Here is a 25,635-nt window from a genome sequence, read left to right on the forward strand (position 1 = left end):
GGCATCGACGATGAGCGGCTTCACGAACTGGGCTGGGACTGATCGTCAGGACCGACGAGTCCTGGGAATCCCCGCCTGCTTCAGGACGGCAGCCGAGACCCCGATCTCTCTCCAGGCCGAATACGTGATCCCCTTTCGATCCGAATACTCAGCGGCGCACTCGACAAAGGCAGCCTCGAGTGCGGCGAAATCGATCTCCTCAAAAGATGCGATTCGTTGCTCGATATCGATACGAGTCTGCATCAAATCAACCCGTTTCAACGGATCGACTTCTTCACCAATCCGGCGATTCACTTGATCGAGCCTTCCGGCCAGACTTGCCAAAGTGATCGGTCGGCCGGGCCTCCGCTTTTCGAGAGCTTCGAGGTAGCGCTTGATGGCTGCCGCCTCTCGTCTGCCCCGCGCCAATGCAGCCTTGTGCTCATCAGACATCGCCATGCAACGGCCTCCTGGTTCGATCTGCCGTTCATTCTCACACGAATGCAGGCGACGGTGAACCGGATCCATCATCTTCAGATCAGCATGAAGCGCCCCGGCCGGCCGAGGGCTCTGAAACTGTCGAACAGATATCCGGGCACGCGACCGAAACGTTGACCGGGTTCGCATCGAAGGGCCCAATACCAATCAAACCCCCTGCCGGACGGTAAGTCAGCCCTTAGGGCATCCATCAGGACGGGTTATCGCCGCATTAACGGTGACTCCGGCAACCTGTGGGACGAATCGAATCAGGGGAGACCGCCAATGAAAGTCTGGATCGACGCCGACCTGTGCATGGGTGCAGGTACCTGCGAGCAAATCGTCCCTGAAGTCTTCTACGACCGCGGTGACGGACTGTGGGCCGTCGGCGAGAGCGCCGCCCACTTTGGCGAAACCACCATCTTCGATGGACGCCCAGAATCCGGACACGGACCTGCCGGCACCGAGGGCGCGGCCCGCGTGCCCCGGGAGCTCCATGGCTTGGTCAACGAAGCAGCCGAAGAATGTCCGGCCGAGTGCATCTATCTCGAGGTCTAACCCCTCCTACCCCACCGGTAACTCGAACGAGGAGACGCCAATGAACGCACCTACCCAACGCAAGAACTTCCTCATCGCGCTACTGATCGGCGCACTCGCCGTTCCGCTGCTGGCGCTGGCTGCCAATGGACTGATCGAAGGAAACGGTTCGCAGGATCAAGCGGACGAGCCAGAGGTCGCATCGCTCAGCCCGCTTCTCACCGAATCGATCGAGAAGGTAGTAGACACCGACCGCCAGGTCGACGAACCAACCGAGGACTACTTGGCGGCCGCCTGCGGATCAGACGGAATGGCGCTGGTTGACAAAGAGACCGACGGGTCGATCGACGCGATCGAGCAGGCCGCGCTCGACGCGTTGCGTCCCATCTGTGATGAAGCGGGATTGACGCTTCCCGACGCTGCTGAGGTCGCCCCGGTCGTGCAGAAAGTCGTGGTAGTCGAACAAGCCCCTGCCCCTGCTCCTGCCACAAGCGTGGATGACGGCGGAGCGGAATCCGGGAGCGATGACGGCTACGAATCGAAGGATCACGAGGACGAGAAGCACGAAGAAGACGAGGAAGACGAAGAGGACGACCATTGACCATGAGTAGGAGATTGGAAGCGGCGATCACTGTGATCGCCGCCGGTCTCGCCCTGTTCGGCGCGGTGTACTACACACTCGGCATCGTCGGAACCCCGACGGAGGACCAGACGGCGAGAAAAGCCGGCCTCGAGACCGCCTTCTCGCCAGACGTGTCGACTACTACGTCGACCAACCCTCTGGAGATCGCCGAACTGCCCGACGCCGTGTCCAACGTCCTCGCTGAGAACGGGTTCACGGAAAAGCTGAGCGAATCCGCTCTGACTGCAGAACTCTCCGAGTCGATCGTCAAGGTGCTGGTGGCGAACGACGCGGTGCTGCGGGTGGCCGACGAGTCTGGTGGTGAACGATGATCCGGAAGCGGTTCCCAACGATCCGAACGACGAGGATTGCCGCCTGGACTACGGTCGCAGTCGCCTGGGCGGTAGCAATCGTCGGACGGCAGATGGAGGCTCCGGCGCAAGAGGATCTCACCGTCGCGCCCGAAACCACCCCGGCCACGGCGCCGGCCGCCGAGACCGCCACCACCATGCCGACCCTCCCCGAGGACGGTCTGGTGGTCATCCGCTACACGCCGGCTCCGCCCCCACCTCCCACCGTTGTTCGGCAGGTGGTCGTCCAGGCGGGTCCGGCGCCGTCGCCAACGGTTTCGACGAGCCAGGGCTCATGATCGCCGCATCGTTCCGGGCAATGGGCACCAGCGTCCAGGTGACGGTGGGTCGGCAAGAGGACATCGCCGCCACGCAGGATCTATTCGAAGAGGTGGAACGCCGCTGCAGCCGATTCCGACCTACCAGCGAGCTGTCCAACCTCAACAACGCCGACGCAAGCAGCGTCGTGGTCTCCAAACCGATGGCAGAGGTATTGCAGATCGCCGCGGACTTGAGGGAACGTACCGGCGGTCTGGTCGACGCAGGACTAGGTGCGGCGGTCTCCGCGTGGGGCTACGACCGTAGCTTCGACACAATCGACGAAGCGCCGACGCCTACCCCGATCGACTCGCATCCGGTGTGGTCGATGTCGGGGAATCGCCTCCACCGATCACCAGGCACCCAAATCGATCTAGGCGGAGTTGCCAAAGGCTGGGCATGCGACCAGGCGGTGGAGAGTGGGCGGTCCATCATCGTCAACGCCGGGGGCGATGTCCCGTTCCGGGAGTTCCGAGGCCCTGGTCGACATCATCGATCCCTGGGGGCATCGAGTCGCCCGGGTGCCACTCGGTGTCGGAGCGCTGGCCACCAGTTCGACCACACGCCGGCGTTGGAAGATCCCGGGCGGCGAAGCGCACCACCTCATCGACCCGCGCACGCTGGCCCCGGCGGTCTCGCCAATCATCAGCGCCACAGCCATTGCCGCCACGGCCGTCGAAGCAGGAGCCAAGGTTATGTTGCTGCACGGATCCGATGGTTTGGTATGGGCGGCTGCTCAACCGTGGATCAAGGGAGCATTGGCGATTTGGGCGGAGGGCAGCGTCTACGCAACCAACGGCTGGCGGTTGGTTGCCGCATGACCTGGATCGTGATTCGCGCCGCCGGGTTCGTCGCCTACCTGCTCCTCGCACTGTCGGCCATCTGGGGCCTCGTCGTCTCAACGGACCTGCTGGGCAGGAGCGCTTCGAAGAAGACCCTTACCTTCATGCACGAATCCCTGGCGGTCGGTTCGTTGTTGGCGACCGCCGTTCACATGCTATTTCTCTATCTGGATGAGTTCGTCGAATTCGGACCGAAGGACCTCTTCGTTCCCGGGGTCTCAGAATGGGAGCCCTTGTCGGTGGCCTTCGGCGTCGTCGCCTTCTACGGCCTCGTGCTCATCACTGTCAGCTTCTACGTCCGCAAGTTCATCGGGCAGAAGGCCTGGCGCTTCACCCACTTCGGCTCTTTCGGTGTATTCGTCGGGGCCGCCACCCACGGCATCATGGCCGGAACCGACACCGCAACCCCGGTCGGGATCGGCATCTACGCCGGGAGCATTGTCATCACCCTGGCGTTGGCGGTAGTGCGCACGCTCATGACCGGTGCGCCCTTTCAACCGGCCGGGCGAACTCCGCGTCCGAGACCGCCGTCCGCAGCCGACCCGGTCGAAACGCTGCCTTCCGATTCGCTGCCGCTACCTCGGTAGGCTCGTCGGTCGCCATCCCGCGCGATCGGCCGGGACCGTACAATCCGATCGGTGGTCGTCCGGGAAGCAGGCAAGGAGAGCTCCATGGAACCGAAGATGCAGATCGCGGTGCAGCAACTTGCGCGTATGCGCGGCATGACCGCCATGTATCACCGACAGTTCTTCGCGGACGTCCGGTTCACGCTCGTTATCGGCATCGGGACCGTGGTCGTGGCGGTTGTGTACGACCGGCGCCTCATCGCCTTCTTGCCGATCATCGCGCTGATCGGCGCTGCGCAGACCGCCTTCGACGCCTCCTACCTGATCTTCGCCCGTCATTACGCCCGCAGCCTGGAGGGATACCTCAACCGGACGCTCAAAGAGGAAATCCTGGTGGCGGCCCGACTGGAGGACGCCTATCTCTTCCCCCTCGATCGGCCGAAGCTCGTCACACTGCCGTTGTCGGGAGGCCTCACCTGGTTCGGGTTCATGACTGCCCTCTACACCGCATTCGGTGTGGGATTCTTTGTCGTCGGCATGATCCTCGCCTATGACGCGCTGCCGGCGCAGTGGAACGACGTGTACCTTGGGGTCATGGCATTGGTGACCGCCATCTCCTTCGCGGTCGGCTGGATGTGGTTCTGGAGAGGCGAAGGCGAAGCACGTCTGCGGGCGATTCTCGACGACTACCCGTCGTCGGTCGACGGATGACCGGCGGTCCTGGGGGTGATCCCCCATAGCCGTTCGAGCCGCCGGGATGCACAATCCCTACATATGGAGGGAGCGGTATGACCGACACACAACAGCCCAAACAACGAAGGTGGCCGCAAAGGGCACTGATCGGCCTCGTAGCGTTCGCAGTGGTATTCCACCTGGCCGGTGGCTGGTACTTCTCCGGTTTGATCCGATCTGACGGCCTCGAACCGCGAGCTCCGCAACACGACTTCGGCGTTCGAGTGGCCGAGATTGGAGAGTCTTCGATCGTGCTCGACGGAACCGACCGGGGGATGATCGAAAGCCCGGGCACGTTCGGGTTGTGGTGGGAAGGCGGCTACGGGCAGGTGGGGACCATCCGATCGAATAACGACGGGGCCATCCTGAGAGATTTCACAACCCTCTCCGGTGGCCCACCGCCCATCTGCCTGAAAGAGGATCTGGACCAATGCACGGAAGTCGACCTCGAAGGCTACGCGTTCCCAACCGACCCGTCTGATGTCGGCCTGGCCTTCGAAGAGGTCACCTACCCCTCACCCCTCGGCCCGATGGGAGCCTGGTTGGTCCCACCGACCGACGGGAGTGTCACGATCTGGGCAATACACATGCATGGATGGCGCGCCGAACGGCGCGAGACCGTGCGAATGCTGCCCACGTACGCGGCGGCCGGAATCACCTCCCTGGTGATCGACTATCGCAACGACCCTGATGCGCCCGCCGATCCGAGCGGTTTGTACAAATTTGGCCGAACCGAATGGCAAGACGCCGAGGCAGCAGTCCAATACGCTCTCGACCACGGCGCCGATCACGTGATTCTGGCCGGCTACAGCACCGGCGCAACTGCGGAGATGTCCTTCCTCGAATCGTCACCACTCGCAGATCGTATAGCGGGTGTGGTGTTCGACTCGCCCAACCTCGATTTCGGTCGAGCGGTTTCTGAAGAAGCATCCAAACGAATGATTCCCGGCACCCCCATTCCTTTGCCGGGCACGTTGACATTCACGGCCAAGTGGATTGCAGACCTGCGATTCGATGTCGACTGGGGAGCCATCAACTACGTCGATCGAGACGGAATCCTGACCGTACCCACGTTGGTGTTCCACGGCGCCGACGACCAGACGGTCCCTCTCTCGGTTTCCGAAGATCTCGAGAAGCTGTACCCGGATCTGGTGACCCTGGTAGTCACCGATGAGGCCGACCACGTAGGGAGCTGGAACGTCGACCGGGAACGCTACACAGCGATCCTGGCTGCCTATCTTTCCACGGTAACGACGGACAACTGAGCCGAGCGCCGGCTCGCCTTGTGGGCACCAGGACGAGGATCCGCCGGGCAATGCTCAGTCGGACTCTGACAAAGCGGGCTTCCTCAGCAGTGCAAAGAGGCTCCTGGCCAGCGAAGGGGTCCTCTCGTCGTCTGCCCCGGCTCGTTCCCGATCGGGGGCTACCGACCGCAACCGGGTGTCGACGGGTTGGTCGGACGGCGGGACGTCGCTACCCCGGACGAACAGCGATACGAACTGAGGGCTCGAGAGGAGTCGGAACTCTGAATACACGTGGCTGAAACCCGCAGGTCCGGCGATAGCACGGAGCCGCGCCGGCCACAACCACTGGCAGTGGACCTGCCGCGCCTTGAACGGATTGCCATGCAGCACGATTGCCGTTGGAATGGCCCACGATCCCTGGATCGGTTCCGCCGGGTAAATGAATAGGGCCCGGCCACCAGGTTTGAGCACCCGGGCCATCTCGTCGAATGCCCCCCGAATGTCAGGGATGTGCTCGATCGCATGCACCGACACGACCTTGTCGAAACTCGCTCCGGGGAACTGCAGCGACTCGGCGAGCATCGTCGACACCCCGGATGTCACTGCGTTTGCTGCGGCGTGAGGGTTGGAATCGATACCAATAGCATCGGCTCCGAAGTCCCTGAGACGCTTGGTGAGATGTCCGCGTCCGCAACCTACTTCGAGGACCCGATCACCCGTTTTCAGATCGAGGTGGTGTTTGACCGTCTCCAGATGCCGGCTATCCCAGCGGTTGAGGGACGCGTACTGCTCTGAGTCATACATCTGTGTCGATCCCCATGATGAATAGTTGTGCCAAGGCGCTGCGCGTTCGGGACACGTGGTCGTGTCAATGGCCATCTATCCAACCCCGCCAACTCCATGATACCCACCGCACAGGCAATGCTTTCCTGGGCGCTCACGAACGCGGCGAACCACACCCCCAACGAGCCGAGTTGCCGCAGCTTTCCGCCTTTACCGGTCCGCTTGTTCGAGCGGGTGTGCCGCCCGGACCGACCAGCTCACCAAGTGAGGCGACTGCCAGCCACTCGGTTGAAGGCCGCCGGTGCCGCAGCGGGACTCGTCGTGGTTGCCATCGCGGCCGTCGTGGCCCTCAATCCGTTGGGATCGGAAGCGCCTTTTGTCGAGCAACCGGCCACCGTGCCGACCGCCGCGACGCAACCCACCACGAACACAGAAGCGGCCTCGGCCGACACCACAGGGGCCGCCCCGACCACCACTACCGAGGCCGCCATGCCTGCACCGGTGGCGATGGCCTGGACCCGAATCGAGTCCGACGTCTTCGGTGGGTCCGGGCAGCAGGAGATAACCGACATCGCCGTCGGTGGGTCGGGGTTGTTGGTGGCGGTCGGTTCAGACGGCTCGGTGGTGATGATGATGCCGCGGTCTGGTATTCGAGCGACGGACGGGCCTGGAACAAGGTTGCCCACGACGAGTCGGTCTTTGGGGGTCCGGGGGATCAGTACATGGGGGCCGTTGCGGCCGGCGGGCCGGGGTTCGTGGCTGTGGGTGAAGAGGACTCGGAAGACGGAACCACCGGCGTGGCTGCCGTATGGATTTCCGAAGATGGGATCGGCTGGAGCCGGGTACCCCACGACGAGGCCACCTTCGGCGGCGAAGAGAACACCAACGTCTTCATGAAGGACGTCACCGCCTTCGGGTCGGGTCTCGTGGCCGTGGGGATGGAGTGGGAGGGAAGCTCTGCAGACGCGGCTTCATGGACCTCGACCGACGGAATCACCTGGGAACGTGTCTCATCCGACGAGGCGGTATTCGGAGGGCCTCAAAATCAGGTCATGTGGGCAGTAGTGCCGGCCGGCCCCGGACTCGTGGCGGTCGGACAGGGTGGTGATGGGGCCGGGGAAAGTGGCCCGGGCCAGCCGGCAGCCGTGTGGGTGTCAACCGACGGCCGGGACTGGTCGCGGGTGCCCGAGCAGGCGGCGTTGCTGAGCGGATACCCGGCCGGAGGACCCGGCACTGGAGACTGGGCACGCATGGACGACGTGATCGTCGGTGGTTCCGGCCTCGTGGCCGTAGGTCGCGTGGGCAAGTGTCCGGAGTTGCTCTCGCCCTGCACCGGGGATGCGGCAATCTGGACCTCAGCAGACGGCGTGACCTGGGAACGGAGCACCGTCGAGCAGGCAGTCGGCATCCCCTTCGACCACATCTTCGGGGTGAGCAGTTTCGGCGACCGTCTGGTTGCGACCGGGTCTGGCCTCGCCGCCGACGTACAGCTTGGGCCGGCCGTGGTGTGGACCTCGACCGATGGAGGCCGGACCTGGGATCGCGTACTCAGCGCCGCCGCCTTCGGGAAGATGAACGAAGGGCCGAATTACATATATGCCTCGGTCGAGTTCGAGTCCAGGTTGATCGCAGTTGGCAGCTGGGGGTCGGACGCCGCCATATGGATCGCCACCAACGAAGAGTGACCCGCCTCGAAAGGAGTTCGACGATGAAGAAGACGATGAGCGTGCTTTTGGCACTTGGGATCTTGGTGACCGTTCCGGCATCGGCAAGTGCGAAAAAGCCGGTGCCTCCACCGGGACCGGAGCCGATGATTGGCCTCACGTGTGAAGAGTGGACCTTCGATCCCGAGCTCTTGCAGATCGACTCCGTCGAGGACGACTTTGATCTGGTCCTCGGATTTGATCCGGTCCTCGGCGAAGACAACCCGCCGGCGGCCTGCGTCGATGTCGTCTCGCTGCCAGGCACCTGGCGGATTCGTATCGATGCGGTGTCGGCAGCGTCTCTGCAGGTCCACGTGAAGGACAGTGTCCCCGGCGACTTCTGTTACCGCGAGAGCTTCGGAAAGAAGACGAACCCCATTCCCGATACGATCGACGTCGAAACCCCCGCCGCGGCCATCGATGCCTGCACTGACGGTGAAGTCGGCCTAGCAGCCGACCAGGACGCCGCCCTGGTGTTCATGGTGGCCTACACCCCCGAAAGGAAGACGACCGGCTCAAAAGTGACGATCAAAGTCGACCTTCCGTGAGCCGCAGCTTCGTCGAACGCCTCCACTCGACGATGGTCTCGATCGCGATGCAGCCGATCGCCTCGACGAATCCTGGCCCGGGAGCGTGACGGACCCACGACGGACCCAGGCACCGTAGACCATCGACAAACCTGCCACCCAGGTAGCAGGAAACCCCCAAATCATTGGGGGTTTCTCTGGTGGGCCCTGAAGGATTTGAACCTTCGACCTCTTCCGCGTCAGGGAAGCGCTCTCCCCCTGAGCTAAGGGCCCTTATGCAGCGAGTATATACCTCGCTCGAGGCGACGACCGGAATCGAACCGGTGTAACGGGTTTTGCAGACCCGTGCCTAAACCACTCGGCCACGTCGCCGCAATCAGCCAGGACGGCAAGGACCGTCCTCAGAGCGGAAGACGGGACTCGAACCCGCGACCTCAACCTTGGCAAGGTTGCGCTCTACCAGCTGAGCTACTTCCGCGTGCCGGGCATTGTAACCCGACGCCGCCGACTGACCCAACGTCAACTCCCGGTCGAACCGAACCCCCCGGTGCCCCGATCGGTGTCGGGCAGTTCGTCGACCTCCACCCAGTCCTGAACCGCCACCGGCACGACCACGAGTTGGGCAATTCGCTCACCGCGACTCACGTTCACCCCTTCGTCCCCATGGTTGACGAGGACGACTTTGATCTCGCCCCGATACCCGGCATCAATGAGGCCGGGGCCGTTGACCACGCCAAATCCGTGCCGGATCGCCAGACCGCTCCGGGGAACCACCAGGCCGGCGAAGCCGACGGGCACAGCCACGGCCACGCCCGTCGGAACCAGGGCGCGTTCTCCGGGCTCGAGCCGGAAGTCCGTCCGGGCATACAAATCAACACCCCCGTCGCCCGGATGAGCGTGATGGGGCGTAGGTAGTTCCGAATCGAGCTTCAGGTAACTAATCTGCATGGCGATAACAAGGTTCGTGGGGCTTTCATCGGGTGGAGAGTCATGGAGAGTCCACGTGCCGCAAGGGTACTGCAAAGAATGCCGAGCTCACGTCACGGTCCGTAATGGCGCTTGCCTGCTCGGACATGCTGTCGACCAGGCCACAATCGTTGCCGGAAACGGCCGCCATCGTGCGGCGCGCTTTTCTCGTGTCAATCACAGGCCTGCGGTTGCGTCACGAGGGGCAATCGGCGTCGACGTCGTCTCGATCGAGCAGCAAGGCCCGCCGACCGATCCTCCGGTCCCCGTCACGCCCCCCGCCGCAGTCCTCACCCCGGATCCATCGCCTGCGCCAACCTCACCAACTCCCGAGCCGTTCCGGGACCGGGCTCCCGCCCAGGAACCCGAACAATGGCGGCGCCCTCTCCTGGGCCGGAGCCGGATGCCGATGCTCGAGCTCCTCGGATTCACCGATTCCGACGACGTTGAGGTCATCACGACGGCCGATGCTCCCCCCGCAGCGCAGCCGGCCCCATTCGTCGTCAGGCCGGTCGAAACAGCACCAACGGCGGCGGCTCCTGTTGAGACCCCGGCAACGGCCGCCCGATTGGCAGACGTTCAGACCGGAGAGAACCCGCAGAACACCGGCGTGCTGGTCGCCCGACTGTGGGAGGCGACCAGCGAGCACCCTCCACTCGGCGACGACTGGGCGCCCACCCAGGCAGTAGAACCGCCGAGCCGGACGTTTCGATGGTCATTCGTTTCCACCGCCCTGGCCATAACGGTCACGGTCGCCCTCCTGGCTATTGCCGCCTACCGATGGCCCATCAATCAGGCAGCAGAGCTTCGACAAAACCTGGCGGCCAGCCTCACGGCACTGGAAACCGCCACCGCGCTCATTCCCGAAGCAGGATCAGTCGTGGTGGACGCAAGTCGAGCCAACGCACAGCTGACCGAAGTCGCGATCCCGCTCCTTGCCTTCTCCGACGCCGCCAACCGGGCATACACCACCGCCACTGCTGAACACGGAACCGGTCTACCGTTTGTCTCGAGTGCACCCGTCGACGAACTCGACGCGCCCAGGCTCGATCTGCAACGAGCCGCCGACCAGGCTCTGGTTATTCACGAGGGCATCGGCGACCTCCTCGACTACCGCATCCTGCTCGGTCGAGCTCTCGTCCTCCCCGACTCGCTGCCCATTCAGGCCACGGACGCCCAGATCTCCGAGATCGGCGTCGAACTCGCCGACACCCTGGCGGCTACGACCGAAGTCCTCCTCCAACTCCCCCAAAGTGACCTCCTGGCCGAGCACCGACTCATCCTCGAGGCTGCCTTCGCCGAGATGAATGCCGATGTCGCCGACTACCTGTCGGCGCTCAGAGATGAGAACCAGTTCGCAGCTTCCCGCATCACCGGGGAAATGCGCGACACGGTCGCATCGATGAGGGGCGGGCTCGACTCTACGCTTGCCGCATTCGACGCCTGGTTGGATAGCGCATTCGGGAACCTCGGAGAGCAACTCGCCGCCACGAGAGTGGAGCTTCAGGCCTCCGGTTCTTGATGCCCAATACCTTCCGGGTCCTCGAGCGTCGCCATCTCGCGCTCGAAATCCTGCGCTCCCGTGAACTCCTTGTACACGGACGCAAAGCGGAGATAGGCGACCTCGTCCAACTCCCGCAGCCGCGCCAGTACCTGTCTACCGATCTCGTCAGACGAAACCACGGTCCCGATGGCCCGGAGTTCCGACTCAATCGTGTCGACCAGGTCATCCAGGGTTCCGGTCCCTACCGGACGATCGGCGAGAGCACTCTCGAGGCCCCGGCGGAGTTTGTCTGTGCGGAACGGTTCAGCGCGACCGGATCGCTTGCGCACCATCAACAGGGACTCGATCCGCTCATAAGTGGTGAACCGGTCGCCGCATGACTCGCATTCACGACGGCGACGTATCGCCCGACCGTGTTCGGCCGGTCGACTGTCGACGACGCGTATGTCGCCAGAGCCGCAGAAGGGACAGTGCACCGCGCGCAGGCTACTACTGATAGGTGGAATCACGCCTGAAACGGTTGTGTCGACCATTGAGACGGGTGCGTCGCCTCCGTGACTGCTGATGCGGTTACGCACCAGGCACGGCACGTTCGAACCGTCTACTCAGCCTTCGATGAGAGGGACGACCAGCCGATCGCCCGGGAAGATGGCGCTCCCGTCGAGCAGGTTCATCACCTGGATCTCATCAACCGTGTCGCGAACATCGGCACCGTTCGAAGTATGGGCTCTGGCGATCTCCCACAGTGTGTCGCCGGCCCGGACTACGTGCTCTTGAGTCGGGATGGCGCGATCGCCGGCATCGACCTGGGTAGCGAGCAGGAGGAACAGGGCAGCAACGGCCACAGTTAGGAGAACCACGACCCTGAGCAGGGCGTTGGAGCGAACCGTCATGACCTGTTGCCTCCTTCTCGCGTCTCGGTGAACCGGTTCTTGGTCCAGAGTACGAACGACCTGTGACAGAAACTCACTTCGGGTCATCCGAACGTCTGTTCGATACGCTAGACGAACAGACGTTCGAGGTCAAGCACGAACATATGTTTGATTCGGAGCCCGTATGCGTGTAGATTCGGAACATACGTTCGAGAAAGGGAGACGGTGGACGAACTGAGTACCCGCCAACAGGAAATCCTCGACCTCATCGGTCATGCCGTGCAAGATCGGGGCTACCCACCATCGGTGCGCGAGATCGGTGATTCGCTCGGGCTGCGATCCCCCTCCACAGTGCACTCCCATCTCTCGACGCTAGTACGACTCGGCTACCTGCGACGCGACCCGACCAAACCACGAGCAATCGAAGTCATCGACCGCCTCGACACGCCGCACCGCTCGAACGCCCCTACTCGCGACGTGCCACTGGTCGGTCGGATCGCGGCCGGATCGCCGATCCTGGCCGAGGAGGACATCCAGGAGGTGTTCCCGCTCCCGGAGCAACTCGTCGGCGCCGGACCCGTCATCATGCTCGAAGTCAGCGGCGACTCGATGGTCGACGCGGGAATTCTCGACGGCGACTACGTGGTAGTGCGTCGCCAGGATGACGCCACAGACGGTGAGATCGTTGCCGCGCTCATAGGTGACGAGGCAACCGTCAAGCGCCTCGAGCGCCGGAACGGCAAAGTCATCTTGCACTCGGAGAACCCCGCCTACGAGCCAATGGAGTTCGGTGAAGGAATCAGCCTGGTCGGCAAGGTCGTTTCAGTGCTGCGATCCGTCCGGTAACTCGGTACCTACCCCGGCCAAACGCCCGAAAAGACCGTCGTCGCCGGTCCCGTGATCCACGCCACCCCATCGGCAACCTCAACGTCCAGGTGGCCGCCGGGCAACCGGACTCTGGCCGTGGCCGCGGATCGACCGGTGGCTGCTCCGGCCGCCACAACTGCAGCCGCACCTGTGCCACAGGCCAACGTCTCTCCGACTCCTCGCTCCCATACACGCATATCGATCACATCCGCCGACACCACCGAAACGAACTCGACGTTGGTGCCTTCGGGGAAGACGGGATGCTGTTCGAGCTGAGAACCGATCCCCTGCACATCGACCGCGGCGGGATCCTCCACGAATATCACTGCGTGTGGGTTGCCGACCCGTACGGTACGCAAGGTGTGGCCGTCGACCTCCTGGTCGGCTCTTGCGGCTTCAACCGGCCCCAGCTCCACCCTGATCCGGCCGCCGTCGAGTATCGAAACTCGACGAGGCCCTATCGCGGTCGAAACTACGAAGTCCCACCCGTCGACCAGGTTCTGGTCGACCGCCCGGCGGGCCACGCAGCGCAAGCCGTTCCCGCACATCTCTGCCGCGCTTCCATCGGCGTTGAAGTACTCCATCGCCACCCTATTGCGTGAGTCGGGCGAGACGATCAGCACTCCGTCTGCACCGACCCCACGGCGCCGATCACAAAGGGCGGCGATTACCGCCGAGCTCAATTCGAAAGGGCCGTCGATGACCACGAAATCGTTGCCGAGTCCCTGCATCTTCGTGAAATTCACCTTCAACTCCTCAACCCGGCGGCGGCCAATCGATATCGCTCGTCGGCGTCGTCAGACCACGTTAACCATTTCAGGCGGGGATCTCGACGGAAGTAGGTTCGCTGCCGCTTCACCAGCGCCAGTGTCGCCCGGCGGGCCGCCTCAATCCCTTCTGCCAGCGAGGTTTCCCCTGCAACGACGGGGAGCAACTCCTTGTATCCAACCGCCTGGCGCGCCGTTCGCCCCATCTCCGCGGCCAAGCCGGCTACCTCCTCCACCAGGCCTGCATCGACCATAGACTTCAGGCGGTTGGTCACGCGCCTAGCTAGTCCCGGGCCCGGGTCGAGTGCTATTGCTTTGAATGCAAACAGCGGGTGGTAGGCGTCCAGGCTTCTCTGTTCCTCCGAAACGGCGCGGGAGCTCGGCGTCTCGCCCGTCAACTCAGCGATTTCGAGTGCCCGCGTCACCCGTCGCGGGTTGGCCAGGTCGATATGCCCGGCGGCCATCTCATCGATGACTTTCAGACGCGCCACGCTCTCCTCGGGCGAGAGCGCCTCGAGCTCGGTTTTCAGCGCGGCGTCGTGCGGGCGGAACCGCAGCGGGTCGACCAGAGCCCGAAAATGGAGGCCGGAACCCCCGACGATGACCAGCGGGACGGACGAGTTCTCCATGACCGCTCTACCGATCTGCTGATACTCGGCGACACTGAAAACTCCCGACGGTTCGACGAGGTCGAGCCCATGATGCCGGACTCGCTTCCGTTCCTCCAGAGTGGCCTTGGCCGTACCGATGTCCATTCGCCGGTAGACCTGCATCGAATCAACACTGATGATCTCCGCACCGAGATCCTCCGCAAGTCGCAACGCTACATCGGACTTACCCGAGGCGGTCGGGCCGAGCACGGCACAAATCAGGCTCAGATCGGGCTCCCGATCAGGTGGTGCTTGGCCGCTTTCGTTATCTCGACGTCGAGGAATGTGCCGGGTGGATAAGCCCCGGCTATGTGGACGACGCGTCCACCGCGGGTGCGGGTCGTGGCTACGGTCCGATCCTTCTTGGACGGGCCTTCGGCCAGCACCTCTACCCTTTTGCCGAGTTGGGCGCGATTCAGCGCCACCGAATTGTCGGATTGGACCTCCAGCAGGCGATTGAATCGCTCCTGCGCGATCGCCGGGTCGACGAATTCATCAACCCGTAACGCCGCCTCTGTCCCGGGCCGCGGCGAGAACTGGAACATGAACGCCTGATCGAACCGTGCCTCCCGCACGACGTCGAGCGTCATGTCGAAGTCCTCCTCGGTTTCGCCGGGGAACCCCACAATGATGTCGGTTGAGACGGCCAGGTCGGGGATGATGCGGCGGGCCAGCTCGAGGCGGGACAGGTAGCGCTCTACGTTGTATCCACGGTGCATACGGGCCAGGACACGCGAACTGCCCGATTGGAGCGGAAGATGAAGTTGCTCGCAGACCGCCTCGGTCTCCGCCATGGCCAGAGCAACGTCCTCCCGGAAGTCCGCCGGATGGGGGCTCGTGAACCGGATCCGCCGGACTCCCTCGACCTCGCCGACTCTCCTCAGCAATTCGGCGAAGACCGGTCTACGCCGGCCGTCGATGGCGAGATCGCGTCCGTAGGTATTGACATTCTGACCGAGCAGAGTCACCTCAACGACGCCGTCTGCCGCCAGACGTTCGACTTCGCGAACGATGTCACCCGGCCTGCGGCTTATCTCGACGCCGCGCACCGCCGGGACGATGCAAAACGTACAAGTGTTGTTGCAGCCGACCTGGATAGTCACCCATGCCGAGTGCGCCAGTTCCCGTCGGACCGGTAGATCCGACGGCATGCTCTGGAGTTCCTCGGCGATCTCGGTGATCGGACCCCACTCCTGAGCGTGGTCCATGAGATCGAGTACCCGGTCGAGGTTGTGAGTTCCCAGCACCACGTCGACCCACGGGGCTCGCCTGCGAACAGTTTCACGGTCCTTCTGGGCGGCACACCCGCCGACGATCAGCACCTTGCCGGGCAGTTCGTCCTTCAACTGCTTCAGATGGCCCAGATGGCCGTATAGGCGGTTGTCGGCGTTCTCGCGAATCGTGCACGTGTTTATGAACACCACGTCTGCCGCCGCGTAATCCGACACCGGCAGCATCCCATCGGCCTCGAAGAGGCCAGCGATGCGCTCCGAATCGTGTTCGTTCATCTGGCAGCCGAACGTGCGCAGAAAATACGTCTTACCCTGGCGGGTCGGACGGCGACGCTCCTTGCGCGTCGGGTCTGCGATCAAGACGGGCTGGACCATTGTCGCTACCTGGCGTAATCGGTGACCCGGAACTCCCGGATCACGGTTACCTGGATCTGGCCGGGATACTGAAGGTCCTCCTCCATCTGGCGGGCAATGCGTCTGGCAAGATCCGCAGCCTCCAGATCGTCGAGAGTGCCCGGATCAACCACGACCCGCACTTCCCGTCCTGCCTGCATGGCAAAGACGCGCTCAACACCCTCAAACGCACCGGCCAGTTCCTCGAGTCGCTCCAACCGCCGGACGTACGATTCCAACGCCTCCCGCCGTGCACCGGGACGGGCAGCCGAGACCGCGTCGGCAGCTTGGACCAGCACGGCCACCAGGGTGCGCGGCTCGATCTCGTTGTGGTGTGCCTCAATGCCGTGAACAACGGCCGGATCCTCTCCGAATCGCCGGGCTATCTCCGCCCCGATCAATGCGTGGGACCCTTCAACTTCATGGGTAATCGCCTTGCCGATGTCGTGAAGCAAGGCGGCGCGCTTGGCGTGCACGGGGTCGATTCCGATCTCGGCGGCCAACATGGCCGCAACATGGGCGGACTCTACGACATGGCTCAGCACGTTCTGCCCGTACGAGGTCCGGTACTTCAGACGGCCGAGCAACGTCACCAGTTCAGGATGCATGCGAGCCATACCGACATCGAGCAGTGCCCACTCCCCAGCATCCCTGACGCTTTGTTCGACCTCGGCCTTGGCCTTCTCGAACGATTGTTCAATCGAGGCCGGATGAATCCGGCCGTCGGTCACCAGTTTCTCCAGGGTGATGCGGGCAATCTCCCGGCGGACCGGATCAAACGAAGATACCGAAACAGCCTCCGGGGTGTCATCGACGACCAGGTTGACGCCGGCGATGGCTTCGAAGGCGCGAATGTTGCGGCCTTCCCGGCCGATGATCCTCCCCTTCATCTCATCGCTGGGCAGCGCCACGACGGACACGGTGCTCTCGGTAACGACCTCCGAAGAGAGCCGCTGGATCGCAGTCGTCAGAATCCTCCTGGCTCGTCGGTCGGACTCCTCTCGTGCTTTGATCTCCATGTCCCGGACCATGACCATCGCATCGCGACGGGCTTCGTCCTCGACCTTCGTCATCAACTCCTGTTTGGCGGCCTTGGCGTCGAAACCGGCCAGCCGCTCTAGAGCCGTACGGCCCTCCTCACGCAACGACTCGATTGCCGCACGATGGTCGGCCAATTCTGATTCGCGCTGGATCAGCAGTTGTTCACGCTGCGCCAGATTCGACGCACGTTGCTCGAGGGTCTCCTCCCGCTTAGCGAGACGATCCTGTGACGTAAGCATCTCGATTCGACGGTGCTCGAGTGTGGCGTCCTCACGATCTCGATACGTTTCGGCGACCGCACGAGCTTCTTCCTCGGCTCGCGCCAGGAGGCGTTGGGCTTCAAGCCTGGCATCGCCGAGTACTTGTCCTGCGCTGGTGTCCGTGTCTCCTCGCCTTCGCAGGTGGTTCGTGCGCGTCGAGAAGAATCCAATCACCGCTCCTACCAGCACCGCCGGAACGCCGATCAACAACGCCCATAACGGTTCCATCGCTCCCACCTTCCTGTGGGAGATACAGACATGCCGAGCCAGCCGGCTCGGCACACACACGAACGAAAGAGAAGTTCGTCAGTCCCTCGTTCTCGTTCCGTTTCTCCTCTGTATCTCGACCACAGTATTTAGCGTTTCAGTTTGTTTTAAGTGTGTGCTTGCCGCACATGGTACCCGATGAGAGGTGGGTTTGGGGCAGATCATTCCGTCCCCAAACCCACCTCTGTCCACTCACCGCTCGTCGGTTAGCTCTTCTTCGGCCGGTTCCTCGGCCTCGTCTTCCTCGGCCTCGATCAGCCCGACGGCCTCCATGACCTTGGCCTGAAGCTGGACGGAAACTTCAGGGTTCTCCCGCAGGAAGCGCTTCGAGGCTTCCCTCCCCTGGCCGAGCTGATCATCGTCGTAGCTGTACCAGGCGCCGCTCTTGCGCACTATTCCTTGTTCAACGGCCACGTCCAGCAGGCTGCCTTCCCTGGAAATGCCTTCTCCGAACATGATGTCGAACTCGGCAAGGCGGAACGGCGGCGCCAGTTTGTTCTTGGAGACCTTCGCCCTGACGCGGTTACCAACGTTGTCCTGGCCTTCCTTGATCGCTTCTATGCGCCGAATATCGATCCTCACACTCGCGTAGAACTTGAGGGCTCGTCCGCCCGGTGTGGTTTCGGGTGATCCGAACATCACACCGATCTTCTCACGGAGCTGGTTGATGAACACCGCCGTGGTTTGCGACCGGCTGATGTTGGCTGTGAGTTTCCTCAGCGCCTGTGACATGAGCCGGGCTTGAAGACCGACATGGGTGTCCCCCATTTCGCCTTCGATCTCGGCGCGAGGTACGAGGGCTGCCACCGAGTCGATGACCACGACGTCGAGCGCTCCAGAGCGGATCAGGATGTCGGTTATCTCGAGTGCCTGCTCCCCGGTGTCAGGTTGGGAGATGAGCAATTCGTCCACATCGACACCCAGCGCCTTGGCGTAGATCGGGTCGAGCGCGTGCTCGGCATCGATGAAGGCGGCGATGCCGCCGTTGCGCTGCGCTTCGGCTACCACATGGAGCGCGAGAGTTGTCTTACCGCTGGACTCAGGGCCGTAGATCTCGACGACCCGGCCACGCGGAACGCCGCCGATGCCGAGGGCGAGGTCGAGCGACAGAGCCCCGGTCGAGATCACATCGACTCGCTGATGTGCTCTTTCTCCGAGCCGCATGATTGCGCCCTTGCCGAACTGACGCTCGATCTGTGACTTGGCCATGTCGAGAGACTTGTCGTTGTCCACAAAGTTCCCTTTCGTCTGAGTCTTCCCCAACGGTATGTCGCCGGTGTGACAAATACCACGATTGTGGTTCGAAGACTAGGCGAACGTGTGTTCGGAGGCAAGGAATTCGAGCCAATTCCAAGTTCTAGGTTTTAGGTTTTAGGTTCTGGGTTCTGAGCTCAGTTCATAGGCCGAAGCTCTCGAGTACCTCGTACCTGGTTTCGCCGTGTTCGAGGTGGCTCCGGAACAGCGTGACCTCATCAACCAGCATCCGCACCCGCACCGGGCTGGTTCCGGCAATGAGCGTCGAGACATCTTGCGGTGGCCGGATCCGGCTCAACGTCAGGTGGGCGCGAAACGGACGGTCTTCGGACGGGAAGCCGGCGCCTGCAACGCCCTCTTCCACAACTCCGGCCAACCTTTGAAGCTGTGACTCACCCTCGTTGATCCCGACCCAAAGTACGGTGGCACGCTCCGAGCGAGGAAAGGCGCCGAGTCCATCGAACCCGATGTCGAACGGCGCTCCGAGGCGAGCACTCGCCAACTCCATCAATAGACGGTCAAACTCGACGGCCCCGACCTCACCGAGGAACCGCAGGGTCAGATGCCAGTTCATGGGTGGCACCACCCGTCCGGGCAAACGTCCTTGGGCGTGTTCAGTCAGCAGCGCCGCCAGCGCTTGTCTGGTGTCGGACCGCAGGTCGACGCCGATGAAGAGCCTGCCTACGCTTCCCACCATTCCCCCACCAGAGCCAGGCGAACCAGATGCAGGGCCGCGGTGGCGGCGTACGTACGGACCCGTTCCCGGTCGCCCGGCAACCGCATTACCCGCGCCCGTGAACCCTCGGGGGTATGCACGGCGATCACCATCGTGCCGGCCGCCCGTTCCTGGGGGTCCGGGCCTGCCGATCCGGTAACGGCCACCGCCACATCGGCCCGCAGACGAGCGGCTGCTCCCTCTGCCATGAACAAAGCCGTCGCCTCGCTCACCACACCCTCATCCAGGATCTCCTGTGGCACATCGAGGAGCGAAGCCTTGAGATCCGTGGCGTACACGACCACCCCACCCCGGAAGACCTTCGACGCCCCGGGCACCGAAGTCATGCGGGCGGCGATCAGGCCGGCCGTCGCCGACTCAGCGGTGGCCATCGTCCATTGCCGTTCCTCGAGCAGACCCAGGATGACCCGTTCGATCGTTTCATCGTCGACACCGAACACCGAAGCACCGAGTCGCTCCCGGATCGTCCCTTCATAGGGTGCGATCAATCGAGTTGCTTCTGCTTCGGTGCGTGCCTTGGCTGTGATACGGACTTTGATCTCAGCGGCCGACGCCAGGAAGGCGATGCTCGGATTCGTCGACCCGTGGTAGATATCGTCGAGCAGCTCGGCTACCTGCGACTCAGATCGTCCCCAACTTCGCAGAAGGCGGCTCAGCACGACCTGATCGACGCCTGCCGCGGTCCGCAGCCGCGGGAGTACTTCGTGTTGCATCAGGTAGTGCATCTCTTCCGGGACTCCAGGCAGTGCGAAGATCCAGCGGCCATCGTGCTGCAGGGCTATCGCAGGAGCAGTCCCCTTCAGATTGGGGATCTGCTCTGCCCCTTCCGGGTATTCAGCCTGACGGAGATTGCTTTCCGGCATCCGGCGCCCGCGTGCTTCCCAAAAGGACCGAAGACGCTCGGCGAACTCCTGACTGAACACGAGTGGACGGCCCGTCGCCGCCGAGATCGCCTCCCGGGTGACATCGTCCTGGGTCGGGCCGATCCCGCCCGTCATGATGATGACATCTGCCCGGCCGAGTGCAATCTTGATCGCATCGACCATCCGGTCGAGGTTGTCTCCGACGACGACCTGGTAGTGGGCGTCGAAACCCGACTCCGCCAGCTTCTCGCCGAGGAAGGCCGCATTACGGTTGGTGATCTGGCCCAGCAGCAGTTCAGTACCCACTGCAATGACTTCGACAATCAAGTATGAAGCTCCAGGTTCTACGTCTTCTCGTCCAGCAAACGACGAATGTCTGCTATCCGGTCTTCGATCTCCCGCCGACCCATGGCTGCGTCGATCTGCTGGTTGACGCGGACGGCGTGCGCGCCGGAAAAAGCGTCGCCGCCCTGGCTCCCGCCCCCGGATTGCGCCACGACATCAATCCGGGTCTTCTGGAGCGCATCCCATCTGATTAGCAGATGTTCGAGCTCGGCCTCGAGGGACGGTCGATCGATCGCCGCACCAATTCGAGCGGTGGCCGCTCGTTCGCGCAGGTGCTTCTGTTCTTCCTTGAGCCGGTGGCGCTCCTCGAGTGCATCGTCGGGGAGGCCGGCCAACCGGTCAATGACCCGTCCCATCTCAGCCAGGATTGCATCGAGGTCGTTCGTCTCCATCGTCCCAGGCTAACGCCCGGGACTCCTCTGGAGGGATCAGCCCTCGAAGAACTGCTCGTCTTCGGTTGAGCCGTCCAACGCCAGCGTGGCAGACTCGCCCACCGTCATGGCCACCATGTCGAAGTAGCCGGCCCCCACCTCGCGCTGGTGGCGAGTCGACGTGTAACCACGCTCCTCAATATCGAACTCGTGCTGCTGCACTCTCACATAGGCGGTCATGCCTTCGTTCTTGTAGCCGAGCGCCAGATCGAACATGGCCGCGTTCAGCGAGTGGAACCCTGCCAGCGTGATGAACTGGTACTTATAACCCATCGCCCCCAGTTCCTTCTGGAAACTGGCGATTTCGGCATCGTCCAGGTACTTCTTCCAGTTGAACGACGGCGAGCAGTTGTAGGAAAGGAGCTTCCCCGGATACTCGGCGTGGATGGCTTCTGCGAACCGGCGCGCCTCTTCGAGATCGGGATGGGCAGTCTCACACCAGATCAGGTCTGCGTACGGCGCATAGGCGAGGCCACGGGCGATGGCCTGGTCGAGCCCGGCCCGGGTCTCGAAAAAGCCCTCTTCTGTGCGTACACCGGTCGTGAAATCGTGGTCGCGCGGATCGATATCGGAGGTGAGAAGGGCTGCGGCGTTGGCGTCGGTCCTGGCCATGATCACCGTCGGCACGTCGAGGACGTCTGCGGCCAAACGCGCCGACTTCAAGTTGCGAATCGCCTGACTCGTGGGAACGAGAACCTTCCCACCCATGTGGCCGCACTTCTTCTCGGAGGAGAGCTGGTCTTCGTAGTGGACGCCGGCGGCGCCTGCCTCGATGAACGACTTGGTCAGCTCAAAGACGTTCAGTGGGCCTCCGAACCCTGCTTCTCCGTCGGCCACGATCGGGGCCATCCAATGGTGATCGCCTTTGCCTTCCGACCACTCGATTTGATCGGCTCGCCTCAGCGCGTTGTTGATCCGCCGGACCAGGGAAGGGGCACTATTGGCCGGGTACAGACTCTGGTCCGGATAAACCTGTTCGGCCAGGTTGTTGTCACCGGCCACCTGCCACCCGGACAGGTAGATCGACTCCAGACCGGCCTTGACCATCTGCACCGCCTGATTGCCCGTCAGGGCGCCGAGTGCGTTCACATAGTCACGAGTTCCGAGCAGTTCCCACAATCGTTCGGCACCCTGACGGGCCAGGCTGTTCTCAACCCGGATCGACCCGCGCAATCGCACGACATCCTCGGCGGTGTAGTCGCGCTGGATGCCCGCCCAACGGGGGTTGGTGTCCCAGTCCTTTTGGATCAGCTCCGCCTGGTTACGGACGCGTTCGTCAACGGTCATTTGGATGGTTCCTTTCAATCAATCAGTTCGTAGGCGGGAATGGTCAAGAACTCCTGGAAGTCCGGCGCAACCGCGACCGTCTCGAAGAGACGACGGGACTCCTCGTAGAGGCCGGTGTCAAAGAAGTCGGCACCGACCATCTCACGGATGTTGCTCATCTCGTCGGAGATGATCTGGTCGACGAGCTCGGCGGTGAGGGCGCGACCATCGTCGAGTTTGGCCGCGTTGTGAACCCACTGCCAGATCTGGCTGCGCGATATCTCAGCAGTAGCCGCATCCTCCATGAGGTCGTAGAGGGCAGCGGCACCGTTCCCGCGCATCCACGAGGCCATGTACTCGATTCCGACCCGCACATTGGTGCGCACACCCTGTTCCGTGATCTTGCCTCCCACCACGGCGGTGTCGATGAGTTGGCCGGCGTCGACCTCAACGTCGTCGCGTTTACGGTCGATCTGATTGGGACGGTCGCCCAGGATCTCGTCAAACACTTCCATCGCGATAGGGACGAGATCGGGATGCGCCACCCAGGTTCCGTCACAACCGTCACCGGCTTCGCGCAGTTTGTCGGCCCGAACTGCGGCCAGTGCCCGCTCCGTCACCTCCGGGTCCCGCCGGTTGGGAATGAAGGCTGCCATGCCGCCCATTGCATGGGCACCGCGCCGGTGACACGTCTTGATCAGCAAATCGGTGTAGGCCCGCATGAAGGGAACGGTCATGGTGATCTGGGTGCGATCGGGAAGGATCAGATCGTTGTGGTTCCTGAACTTCTTGATGACGCTGAAGATGTAGTCCCAGCGCCCGGCGTTGAGGCCGGCGGAGTGCTCCCGAAGTTCGTAGAGGATCTCGTCCATCTCGAAAGCGGCCAGGATCGTCTCGATCAGAACGGTGGCCCGTATGGTTCCACGCGGGATCCCGAGTTCGTCTTGTGCTGCCAGGAAGACATCGTTCCAGAGACGCGCTTCGAGGTGACTCTCGAGCTTGGGAAGATAGAAATACGGGCCGGTCCCCACCGCGATTGCCCGCTTGGCGGAGTGGAACATGTACATCCCGAAGTCGAACAGGCTGGCCGAAATCGGTTCGCCGTCGATGAGCACATGCTTCTCGTCGAGATGCCACCCGCGGGGCCGAACGAGGAGCGTGGCAGTGTCTTCGTTCAATGCGTAGCGTTTCCCATCGGGGTTCTCGAAGCTGATGGTTCGCTCATGAGCATCGATCAGGTTGGCTTGCCCATCGATCGTGTTCGCCCAATTCGGGGTATTCGAGTCCTCGAAGTCGGCCATGAACACCTTGGCTCCCGAGTTGAGGGCGTTGATCATCATCTTGCGCTCTACCGGTCCCGTGATCTCGACTCGACGATCAAGTAGGTCGTCCGGGATGGCGGCGACCGACCAGTCGGCCTCGCGAATGTCTTTGGTTTCGACGAGGAACTCGGGCATCTCACCGGCGTCGATGCGCAACTGCCGTTCGGCTCTGGCTGCAAGCAGTGTTTGGCGGCGCCGGTTGAAACGCCGGTGGAGATCGGCGATGAAAGCGAGTGCCTCGTCGGACAGGATCTCTCCGCCTCGTCCTTCGATGGGTCCCCTCACCTCTGTATTGTCGGCCATGTGATTCCTCTCAACGGTGACCTAGATGCTGCAAGAAGACATCTTCTTCTACCGGGGCAGCCACCGGAGGCGATTTGCGCGGTAATATTGAGGGTTCTTATCGTATAGGCAGGAGCGCGTGATCTTGGCCGAGCAACTCGATCCACTCGTCTTCGGACATCGGCTCCGGCATTTCCGGAAGTCGGCGGGCCTCACTCTCGACGAACTGGGAGAACGAGTGGGAAAGCCGGCCCCGTACTTGTCGACGATCGAGAATGGCAAGCGAGAGCCGAAGCTCTCGCTGATTTCCGCTCTGGCCGAGGCCCTCGACACCCCGGTGCCCGAGCTCCTCGACTCGACTCCCCCGTCGAAGAGGGCCCGCCTCGAAATCTCGATCGAACGCATCCAGAACGACCCCCTCTATCGCGAGCTGGGATTGCCCCATCTCAAGCCGTCCGCCCGGGTGCCCGATGACGCGCTCGAAGCCATCGTCGGCTTGTTTGAAGGGCTGCGCGACCGTGCACAAGTGCGAGCCGCAACCCCTGAGGAAGCTCGCCGGGAGAACGCCGCACTCCGGCTCTACCAGCGTGAGGTGGGCAACTACTTCGGCGACATCGAGGCCGCCGCCCGCCGGGCGCTGGCGGCGATCGGATTCTCGGGGTCGGGGGCGCTCTCCCAGCGCAACCTCCTCGATCTCGCAGGCCATTTCGGGTTTACCGTGCATCCCACCGACGACGTACCTCACGCGGTTCGATCCATCACCGACCTTCGGAACAACCGGATCTTCATTCCTCAACGAAACGCTCTCCGCACCAGGGCCGCCCGTTCGGTGGTGCTGCAAACCCTCGGCCACTTCGTGCTCGGCCATACCGACCCCAAAGGTTTTGGGGACTTCCTGCGGCAGCGCCTCGAAGCCAACTACTTCGCCGGAGCGGTCCTGGTGCCCGAGTCGTCGGCGGCGCCGTTCCTGAGCGAAGCTCATTTCGCGCGCGACCTGAGCGTCGAGGACCTCAAGGAACGGTTCTACGTCTCGTATGAAATGGCCGCGCATCGTTTCACGAACCTGGCCACCAAACACCTCAACCTGACCGTCCACATGATTCGCTCCGACGAGGACGGCATCATCTGGAAGGCATATGAGAACGATCACGTTCCCTTCCCCGCCGACCCCAACGGCGCCATCGAAGGCCAGCGCCTGTGCCGGAACTGGGGAACACGGATGGTGTTTCAGTCGCGTGACAAGTTCTCGATTCACTACCAGTACACCGACACTCCTGCCGGCACGTTCTGGTCATCGACCCACGTAGAGGCCGACCGCGAACCTTTGCACGCGGTGACCGTGGGGACGACCTTCGATCAGGCCAAGTGGTTCCGGGGACGCGAAACCGACAACCACACCGCCTCAGCTTGTCCCGACGGCGACTGTTGCCGTCGACCACCACAGGATCTCATCGCCCGTTGGGAAGGCATGGTTTGGCCGTCGGCCCGACCCCACTCACACATCCTCGCCGCGTTGCCGGCCGGAACCTTCCCCGGCGTCGACATGACCGAGATGTACGAGTTCCTCGAGAAGCACCCGGTGGTGTAATCCCACCCCGTTCTTGCGTGGTTCCTCGGCGGTATGCGCCCCAGAGCGA

Annotated in this window: 29 protein-coding genes and 3 tRNA genes; 13 read left to right on the forward strand and 19 right to left on the reverse strand. The window is 62.9% G+C overall.

What is annotated here, in order from left to right; translation table 11 throughout:
* Positions 1-45 precede the first annotated feature (45 nt).
* Positions 46-438, reverse strand: a complete 393-nt coding sequence (locus tag P1T08_05685; GenBank protein MDF1595571.1) for a hypothetical protein — start codon at positions 436-438, stop codon at positions 46-48.
* A gap of 303 nt (positions 439-741) precedes the next feature.
* Between P1T08_05685 and P1T08_05690 the strand changes: the two genes are divergently transcribed.
* The 8 genes from P1T08_05690 (at position 742) to P1T08_05725 (ending at position 5,688) form a co-directional block, all read left to right on the forward strand.
* On the forward strand, positions 742-1,014 hold the full coding sequence (locus P1T08_05690; GenBank protein ID MDF1595572.1) for a ferredoxin: 273 nt from the start codon (positions 742-744) through the stop codon (positions 1,012-1,014).
* Between the two features lie 40 nt (positions 1,015-1,054).
* On the forward strand, positions 1,055-1,594 hold the full coding sequence (locus P1T08_05695) for a hypothetical protein (protein ID MDF1595573.1): 540 nt from the start codon (positions 1,055-1,057) through the stop codon (positions 1,592-1,594).
* 2 nt (positions 1,595-1,596) lie between these two features.
* Positions 1,597-1,947 carry a hypothetical protein gene (locus tag P1T08_05700; GenBank protein ID MDF1595574.1) on the forward strand — a complete coding sequence of 117 codons (351 nt, stop codon included), beginning with the start codon at positions 1,597-1,599 and terminating at the stop codon, positions 1,945-1,947.
* Positions 1,944-2,264, forward strand: coding sequence for a hypothetical protein (locus P1T08_05705; GenBank protein ID MDF1595575.1), 321 nt, complete (start codon positions 1,944-1,946; stop codon positions 2,262-2,264). The genes P1T08_05700 and P1T08_05705 overlap by 4 nt, the downstream gene beginning before the upstream one ends.
* Positions 2,265-2,702: 438 nt before the next feature.
* Complete coding sequence (locus tag P1T08_05710) at positions 2,703-3,104, forward strand: FAD:protein FMN transferase (protein ID MDF1595576.1); 402 nt, start codon at positions 2,703-2,705, stop codon at positions 3,102-3,104.
* Complete coding sequence (locus P1T08_05715) at positions 3,101-3,712, forward strand: ferric reductase-like transmembrane domain-containing protein (protein ID MDF1595577.1); 612 nt, start codon at positions 3,101-3,103, stop codon at positions 3,710-3,712. Before P1T08_05710 ends, P1T08_05715 begins: the two co-directional genes overlap by 4 nt.
* An 84-nt stretch (positions 3,713-3,796) precedes the next feature.
* Positions 3,797-4,402, forward strand: coding sequence for a hypothetical protein (locus P1T08_05720; protein ID MDF1595578.1), 606 nt, complete (start codon positions 3,797-3,799; stop codon positions 4,400-4,402).
* 77 nt (positions 4,403-4,479) lie between these two features.
* Complete coding sequence (locus P1T08_05725; protein MDF1595579.1) at positions 4,480-5,688, forward strand: alpha/beta hydrolase; 1,209 nt, start codon at positions 4,480-4,482, stop codon at positions 5,686-5,688.
* Positions 5,689-5,742: 54 nt separating this feature from the next.
* On the opposite strand, the gene P1T08_05730 is transcribed toward P1T08_05725, so the two are convergent.
* Both P1T08_05730 and P1T08_05735 read right to left on the reverse strand, forming a co-directional pair.
* Positions 5,743-6,471: a methyltransferase domain-containing protein gene (locus tag P1T08_05730; GenBank protein MDF1595580.1), complete on the reverse strand. Its 729-nt coding sequence runs from the start codon at positions 6,469-6,471 to the stop codon at positions 5,743-5,745.
* 236 nt (positions 6,472-6,707) lie between these two features.
* On the reverse strand, positions 6,708-7,136 hold the full coding sequence (locus tag P1T08_05735) for a hypothetical protein (GenBank protein ID MDF1595581.1): 429 nt from the start codon (positions 7,134-7,136) through the stop codon (positions 6,708-6,710).
* A 36-nt stretch (positions 7,137-7,172) separates the two neighbouring features.
* Between P1T08_05735 and P1T08_05740 the strand changes: the two genes are divergently transcribed.
* Together P1T08_05740 and P1T08_05745 are read left to right on the forward strand one after the other, a co-directional pair.
* Positions 7,173-8,135, forward strand: coding sequence for a hypothetical protein (locus P1T08_05740; GenBank protein ID MDF1595582.1), 963 nt, complete (start codon positions 7,173-7,175; stop codon positions 8,133-8,135).
* 23 nt (positions 8,136-8,158) lie between these two features.
* The gene (locus P1T08_05745; protein MDF1595583.1) at positions 8,159-8,701 is read left to right on the forward strand and encodes a hypothetical protein; all 543 of its coding nucleotides are present in this window, start codon (positions 8,159-8,161) and stop codon (positions 8,699-8,701) included.
* 177 nt (positions 8,702-8,878) lie between these two features.
* Here P1T08_05745 and P1T08_05750 read toward each other — a convergent pair.
* From P1T08_05750 to dut, 4 genes are all read right to left on the reverse strand, one after another.
* Positions 8,879-8,953 (reverse strand) — tRNA-Val (locus tag P1T08_05750).
* 27 nt (positions 8,954-8,980) lie between these two features.
* Positions 8,981-9,052, reverse strand: a tRNA-Cys gene (locus P1T08_05755).
* Positions 9,053-9,085: 33 nt separating this feature from the next.
* Positions 9,086-9,158: transfer RNA gene (locus P1T08_05760), tRNA-Gly, on the reverse strand.
* A gap of 41 nt (positions 9,159-9,199) precedes the next feature.
* Complete coding sequence (gene dut, locus P1T08_05765) at positions 9,200-9,628, reverse strand: dUTP diphosphatase (protein ID MDF1595584.1); 429 nt, start codon at positions 9,626-9,628, stop codon at positions 9,200-9,202.
* Positions 9,629-10,055: 427 nt separating this feature from the next.
* Between dut and P1T08_05770 the strand changes: the two genes are divergently transcribed.
* Positions 10,056-11,168, forward strand: a complete 1,113-nt coding sequence (locus P1T08_05770; GenBank protein ID MDF1595585.1) for a hypothetical protein — start codon at positions 10,056-10,058, stop codon at positions 11,166-11,168.
* Here the strand turns inward: P1T08_05770 and nrdR are convergent.
* A complete protein-coding gene (gene nrdR, locus P1T08_05775; protein ID MDF1595586.1) occupies positions 11,150-11,626 on the reverse strand; it encodes a transcriptional regulator NrdR in 477 nt (158 codons plus the stop codon). The two genes, P1T08_05770 and nrdR, sit on opposite strands and share 19 nt — an antisense overlap.
* Positions 11,627-11,755: 129 nt before the next feature.
* The gene (locus P1T08_05780) at positions 11,756-12,043 is read right to left on the reverse strand and encodes a LysM peptidoglycan-binding domain-containing protein (protein ID MDF1595587.1); all 288 of its coding nucleotides are present in this window, start codon (positions 12,041-12,043) and stop codon (positions 11,756-11,758) included.
* A 204-nt stretch (positions 12,044-12,247) separates the two neighbouring features.
* On the opposite strand from P1T08_05780, the gene lexA reads away from it, so the two are divergent.
* Complete coding sequence (lexA, locus tag P1T08_05785; protein ID MDF1595588.1) at positions 12,248-12,868, forward strand: transcriptional repressor LexA; 621 nt, start codon at positions 12,248-12,250, stop codon at positions 12,866-12,868.
* A gap of 8 nt (positions 12,869-12,876) precedes the next feature.
* On the opposite strand, the gene dapF is transcribed toward lexA, so the two are convergent.
* From dapF to aceB, 10 genes are all read right to left on the reverse strand, one after another.
* The gene (gene dapF, locus P1T08_05790) at positions 12,877-13,635 is read right to left on the reverse strand and encodes a diaminopimelate epimerase (GenBank protein ID MDF1595589.1); all 759 of its coding nucleotides are present in this window, start codon (positions 13,633-13,635) and stop codon (positions 12,877-12,879) included.
* A gap of 2 nt (positions 13,636-13,637) precedes the next feature.
* The gene (gene miaA / locus P1T08_05795; GenBank protein MDF1595590.1) at positions 13,638-14,516 is read right to left on the reverse strand and encodes a tRNA (adenosine(37)-N6)-dimethylallyltransferase MiaA; all 879 of its coding nucleotides are present in this window, start codon (positions 14,514-14,516) and stop codon (positions 13,638-13,640) included.
* Between the two features lie 14 nt (positions 14,517-14,530).
* Positions 14,531-15,913 (reverse strand): tRNA (N6-isopentenyl adenosine(37)-C2)-methylthiotransferase MiaB, encoded by a 1,383-nt coding sequence (miaB, locus tag P1T08_05800; protein ID MDF1595591.1) that lies wholly within the window; start codon positions 15,911-15,913, stop codon positions 14,531-14,533.
* Positions 15,914-15,918: 5 nt separating this feature from the next.
* Positions 15,919-17,460: a ribonuclease Y gene (rny, locus tag P1T08_05805; GenBank protein MDF1595592.1), complete on the reverse strand. Its 1,542-nt coding sequence runs from the start codon at positions 17,458-17,460 to the stop codon at positions 15,919-15,921.
* Positions 17,461-17,691: 231 nt separating this feature from the next.
* Positions 17,692-18,732, reverse strand: coding sequence for a recombinase RecA (gene recA / locus P1T08_05810; protein ID MDF1595593.1), 1,041 nt, complete (start codon positions 18,730-18,732; stop codon positions 17,692-17,694).
* 163 nt (positions 18,733-18,895) lie between these two features.
* The gene (gene thpR, locus P1T08_05815) at positions 18,896-19,450 is read right to left on the reverse strand and encodes an RNA 2',3'-cyclic phosphodiesterase (protein MDF1595594.1); all 555 of its coding nucleotides are present in this window, start codon (positions 19,448-19,450) and stop codon (positions 18,896-18,898) included.
* Positions 19,435-20,679, reverse strand: coding sequence for a competence/damage-inducible protein A (locus P1T08_05820; protein MDF1595595.1), 1,245 nt, complete (start codon positions 20,677-20,679; stop codon positions 19,435-19,437). The genes thpR and P1T08_05820 overlap by 16 nt, the downstream gene beginning before the upstream one ends.
* A 17-nt stretch (positions 20,680-20,696) precedes the next feature.
* Positions 20,697-21,089, reverse strand: a complete 393-nt coding sequence (locus tag P1T08_05825; protein ID MDF1595596.1) for a hypothetical protein — start codon at positions 21,087-21,089, stop codon at positions 20,697-20,699.
* Between the two features lie 36 nt (positions 21,090-21,125).
* Positions 21,126-22,415: an isocitrate lyase gene (gene aceA / locus P1T08_05830; protein ID MDF1595597.1), complete on the reverse strand. Its 1,290-nt coding sequence runs from the start codon at positions 22,413-22,415 to the stop codon at positions 21,126-21,128.
* Between the two features lie 14 nt (positions 22,416-22,429).
* Complete coding sequence (gene aceB / locus P1T08_05835) at positions 22,430-24,019, reverse strand: malate synthase A (protein MDF1595598.1); 1,590 nt, start codon at positions 24,017-24,019, stop codon at positions 22,430-22,432.
* Between the two features lie 124 nt (positions 24,020-24,143).
* Here aceB and P1T08_05840 point away from each other — a divergent pair, with 124 nt between their 5' ends.
* Complete coding sequence (locus tag P1T08_05840) at positions 24,144-25,586, forward strand: XRE family transcriptional regulator (GenBank protein MDF1595599.1); 1,443 nt, start codon at positions 24,144-24,146, stop codon at positions 25,584-25,586.
* The last annotated feature ends 49 nt before the right edge of the window (positions 25,587-25,635 follow it).

This window comes from Acidimicrobiia bacterium (assembly GCA_029210695.1).
Classification (GTDB): domain Bacteria; phylum Actinomycetota; class Acidimicrobiia; order Spongiisociales; family JAHEDJ01; genus JAHEDJ01.

Excerpts from the sequence above, each read along its gene's own strand:
- P1T08_05685 (MDF1595571.1), bottom strand. The coding sequence starts at position 438 with ATGGCGATGTCTGATGAGCACAAGGCTGCATTGGCGCGGGGCAGACGA.
- P1T08_05690 (MDF1595572.1), top strand. The coding sequence starts at position 742 with ATGAAAGTCTGGATCGACGCCGACCTGTGCATGGGTGCAGGTACCTGC.
- P1T08_05695 (MDF1595573.1), top strand. The coding sequence starts at position 1,055 with ATGAACGCACCTACCCAACGCAAGAACTTCCTCATCGCGCTACTGATC.
- P1T08_05700 (MDF1595574.1), top strand. The coding sequence starts at position 1,597 with ATGAGTAGGAGATTGGAAGCGGCGATCACTGTGATCGCCGCCGGTCTC.
- P1T08_05705 (MDF1595575.1), top strand. The coding sequence starts at position 1,944 with ATGATCCGGAAGCGGTTCCCAACGATCCGAACGACGAGGATTGCCGCC.
- P1T08_05715 (MDF1595577.1), top strand. The coding sequence starts at position 3,101 with ATGACCTGGATCGTGATTCGCGCCGCCGGGTTCGTCGCCTACCTGCTC.
- P1T08_05720 (MDF1595578.1), top strand. The coding sequence starts at position 3,797 with ATGGAACCGAAGATGCAGATCGCGGTGCAGCAACTTGCGCGTATGCGC.
- P1T08_05725 (MDF1595579.1), top strand. The coding sequence starts at position 4,480 with ATGACCGACACACAACAGCCCAAACAACGAAGGTGGCCGCAAAGGGCA.
- P1T08_05730 (MDF1595580.1), bottom strand. The coding sequence starts at position 6,471 with ATGTATGACTCAGAGCAGTACGCGTCCCTCAACCGCTGGGATAGCCGG.
- P1T08_05740 (MDF1595582.1), top strand. The coding sequence starts at position 7,173 with ATGGGGGCCGTTGCGGCCGGCGGGCCGGGGTTCGTGGCTGTGGGTGAA.
- P1T08_05745 (MDF1595583.1), top strand. The coding sequence starts at position 8,159 with ATGAAGAAGACGATGAGCGTGCTTTTGGCACTTGGGATCTTGGTGACC.
- dut (MDF1595584.1), bottom strand. The coding sequence starts at position 9,628 with ATGCAGATTAGTTACCTGAAGCTCGATTCGGAACTACCTACGCCCCAT.
- P1T08_05770 (MDF1595585.1), top strand. The coding sequence starts at position 10,056 with ATGCTCGAGCTCCTCGGATTCACCGATTCCGACGACGTTGAGGTCATC.
- P1T08_05780 (MDF1595587.1), bottom strand. The coding sequence starts at position 12,043 with ATGACGGTTCGCTCCAACGCCCTGCTCAGGGTCGTGGTTCTCCTAACT.
- miaB (MDF1595591.1), bottom strand. The coding sequence starts at position 15,913 with ATGGTCCAGCCCGTCTTGATCGCAGACCCGACGCGCAAGGAGCGTCGC.
- rny (MDF1595592.1), bottom strand. The coding sequence starts at position 17,460 with ATGGAACCGTTATGGGCGTTGTTGATCGGCGTTCCGGCGGTGCTGGTA.
- thpR (MDF1595594.1), bottom strand. The coding sequence starts at position 19,450 with ATGGTGGGAAGCGTAGGCAGGCTCTTCATCGGCGTCGACCTGCGGTCC.
- P1T08_05825 (MDF1595596.1), bottom strand. The coding sequence starts at position 21,089 with ATGGAGACGAACGACCTCGATGCAATCCTGGCTGAGATGGGACGGGTC.
- aceA (MDF1595597.1), bottom strand. The coding sequence starts at position 22,415 with ATGACCGTTGACGAACGCGTCCGTAACCAGGCGGAGCTGATCCAAAAG.
- aceB (MDF1595598.1), bottom strand. The coding sequence starts at position 24,019 with ATGGCCGACAATACAGAGGTGAGGGGACCCATCGAAGGACGAGGCGGA.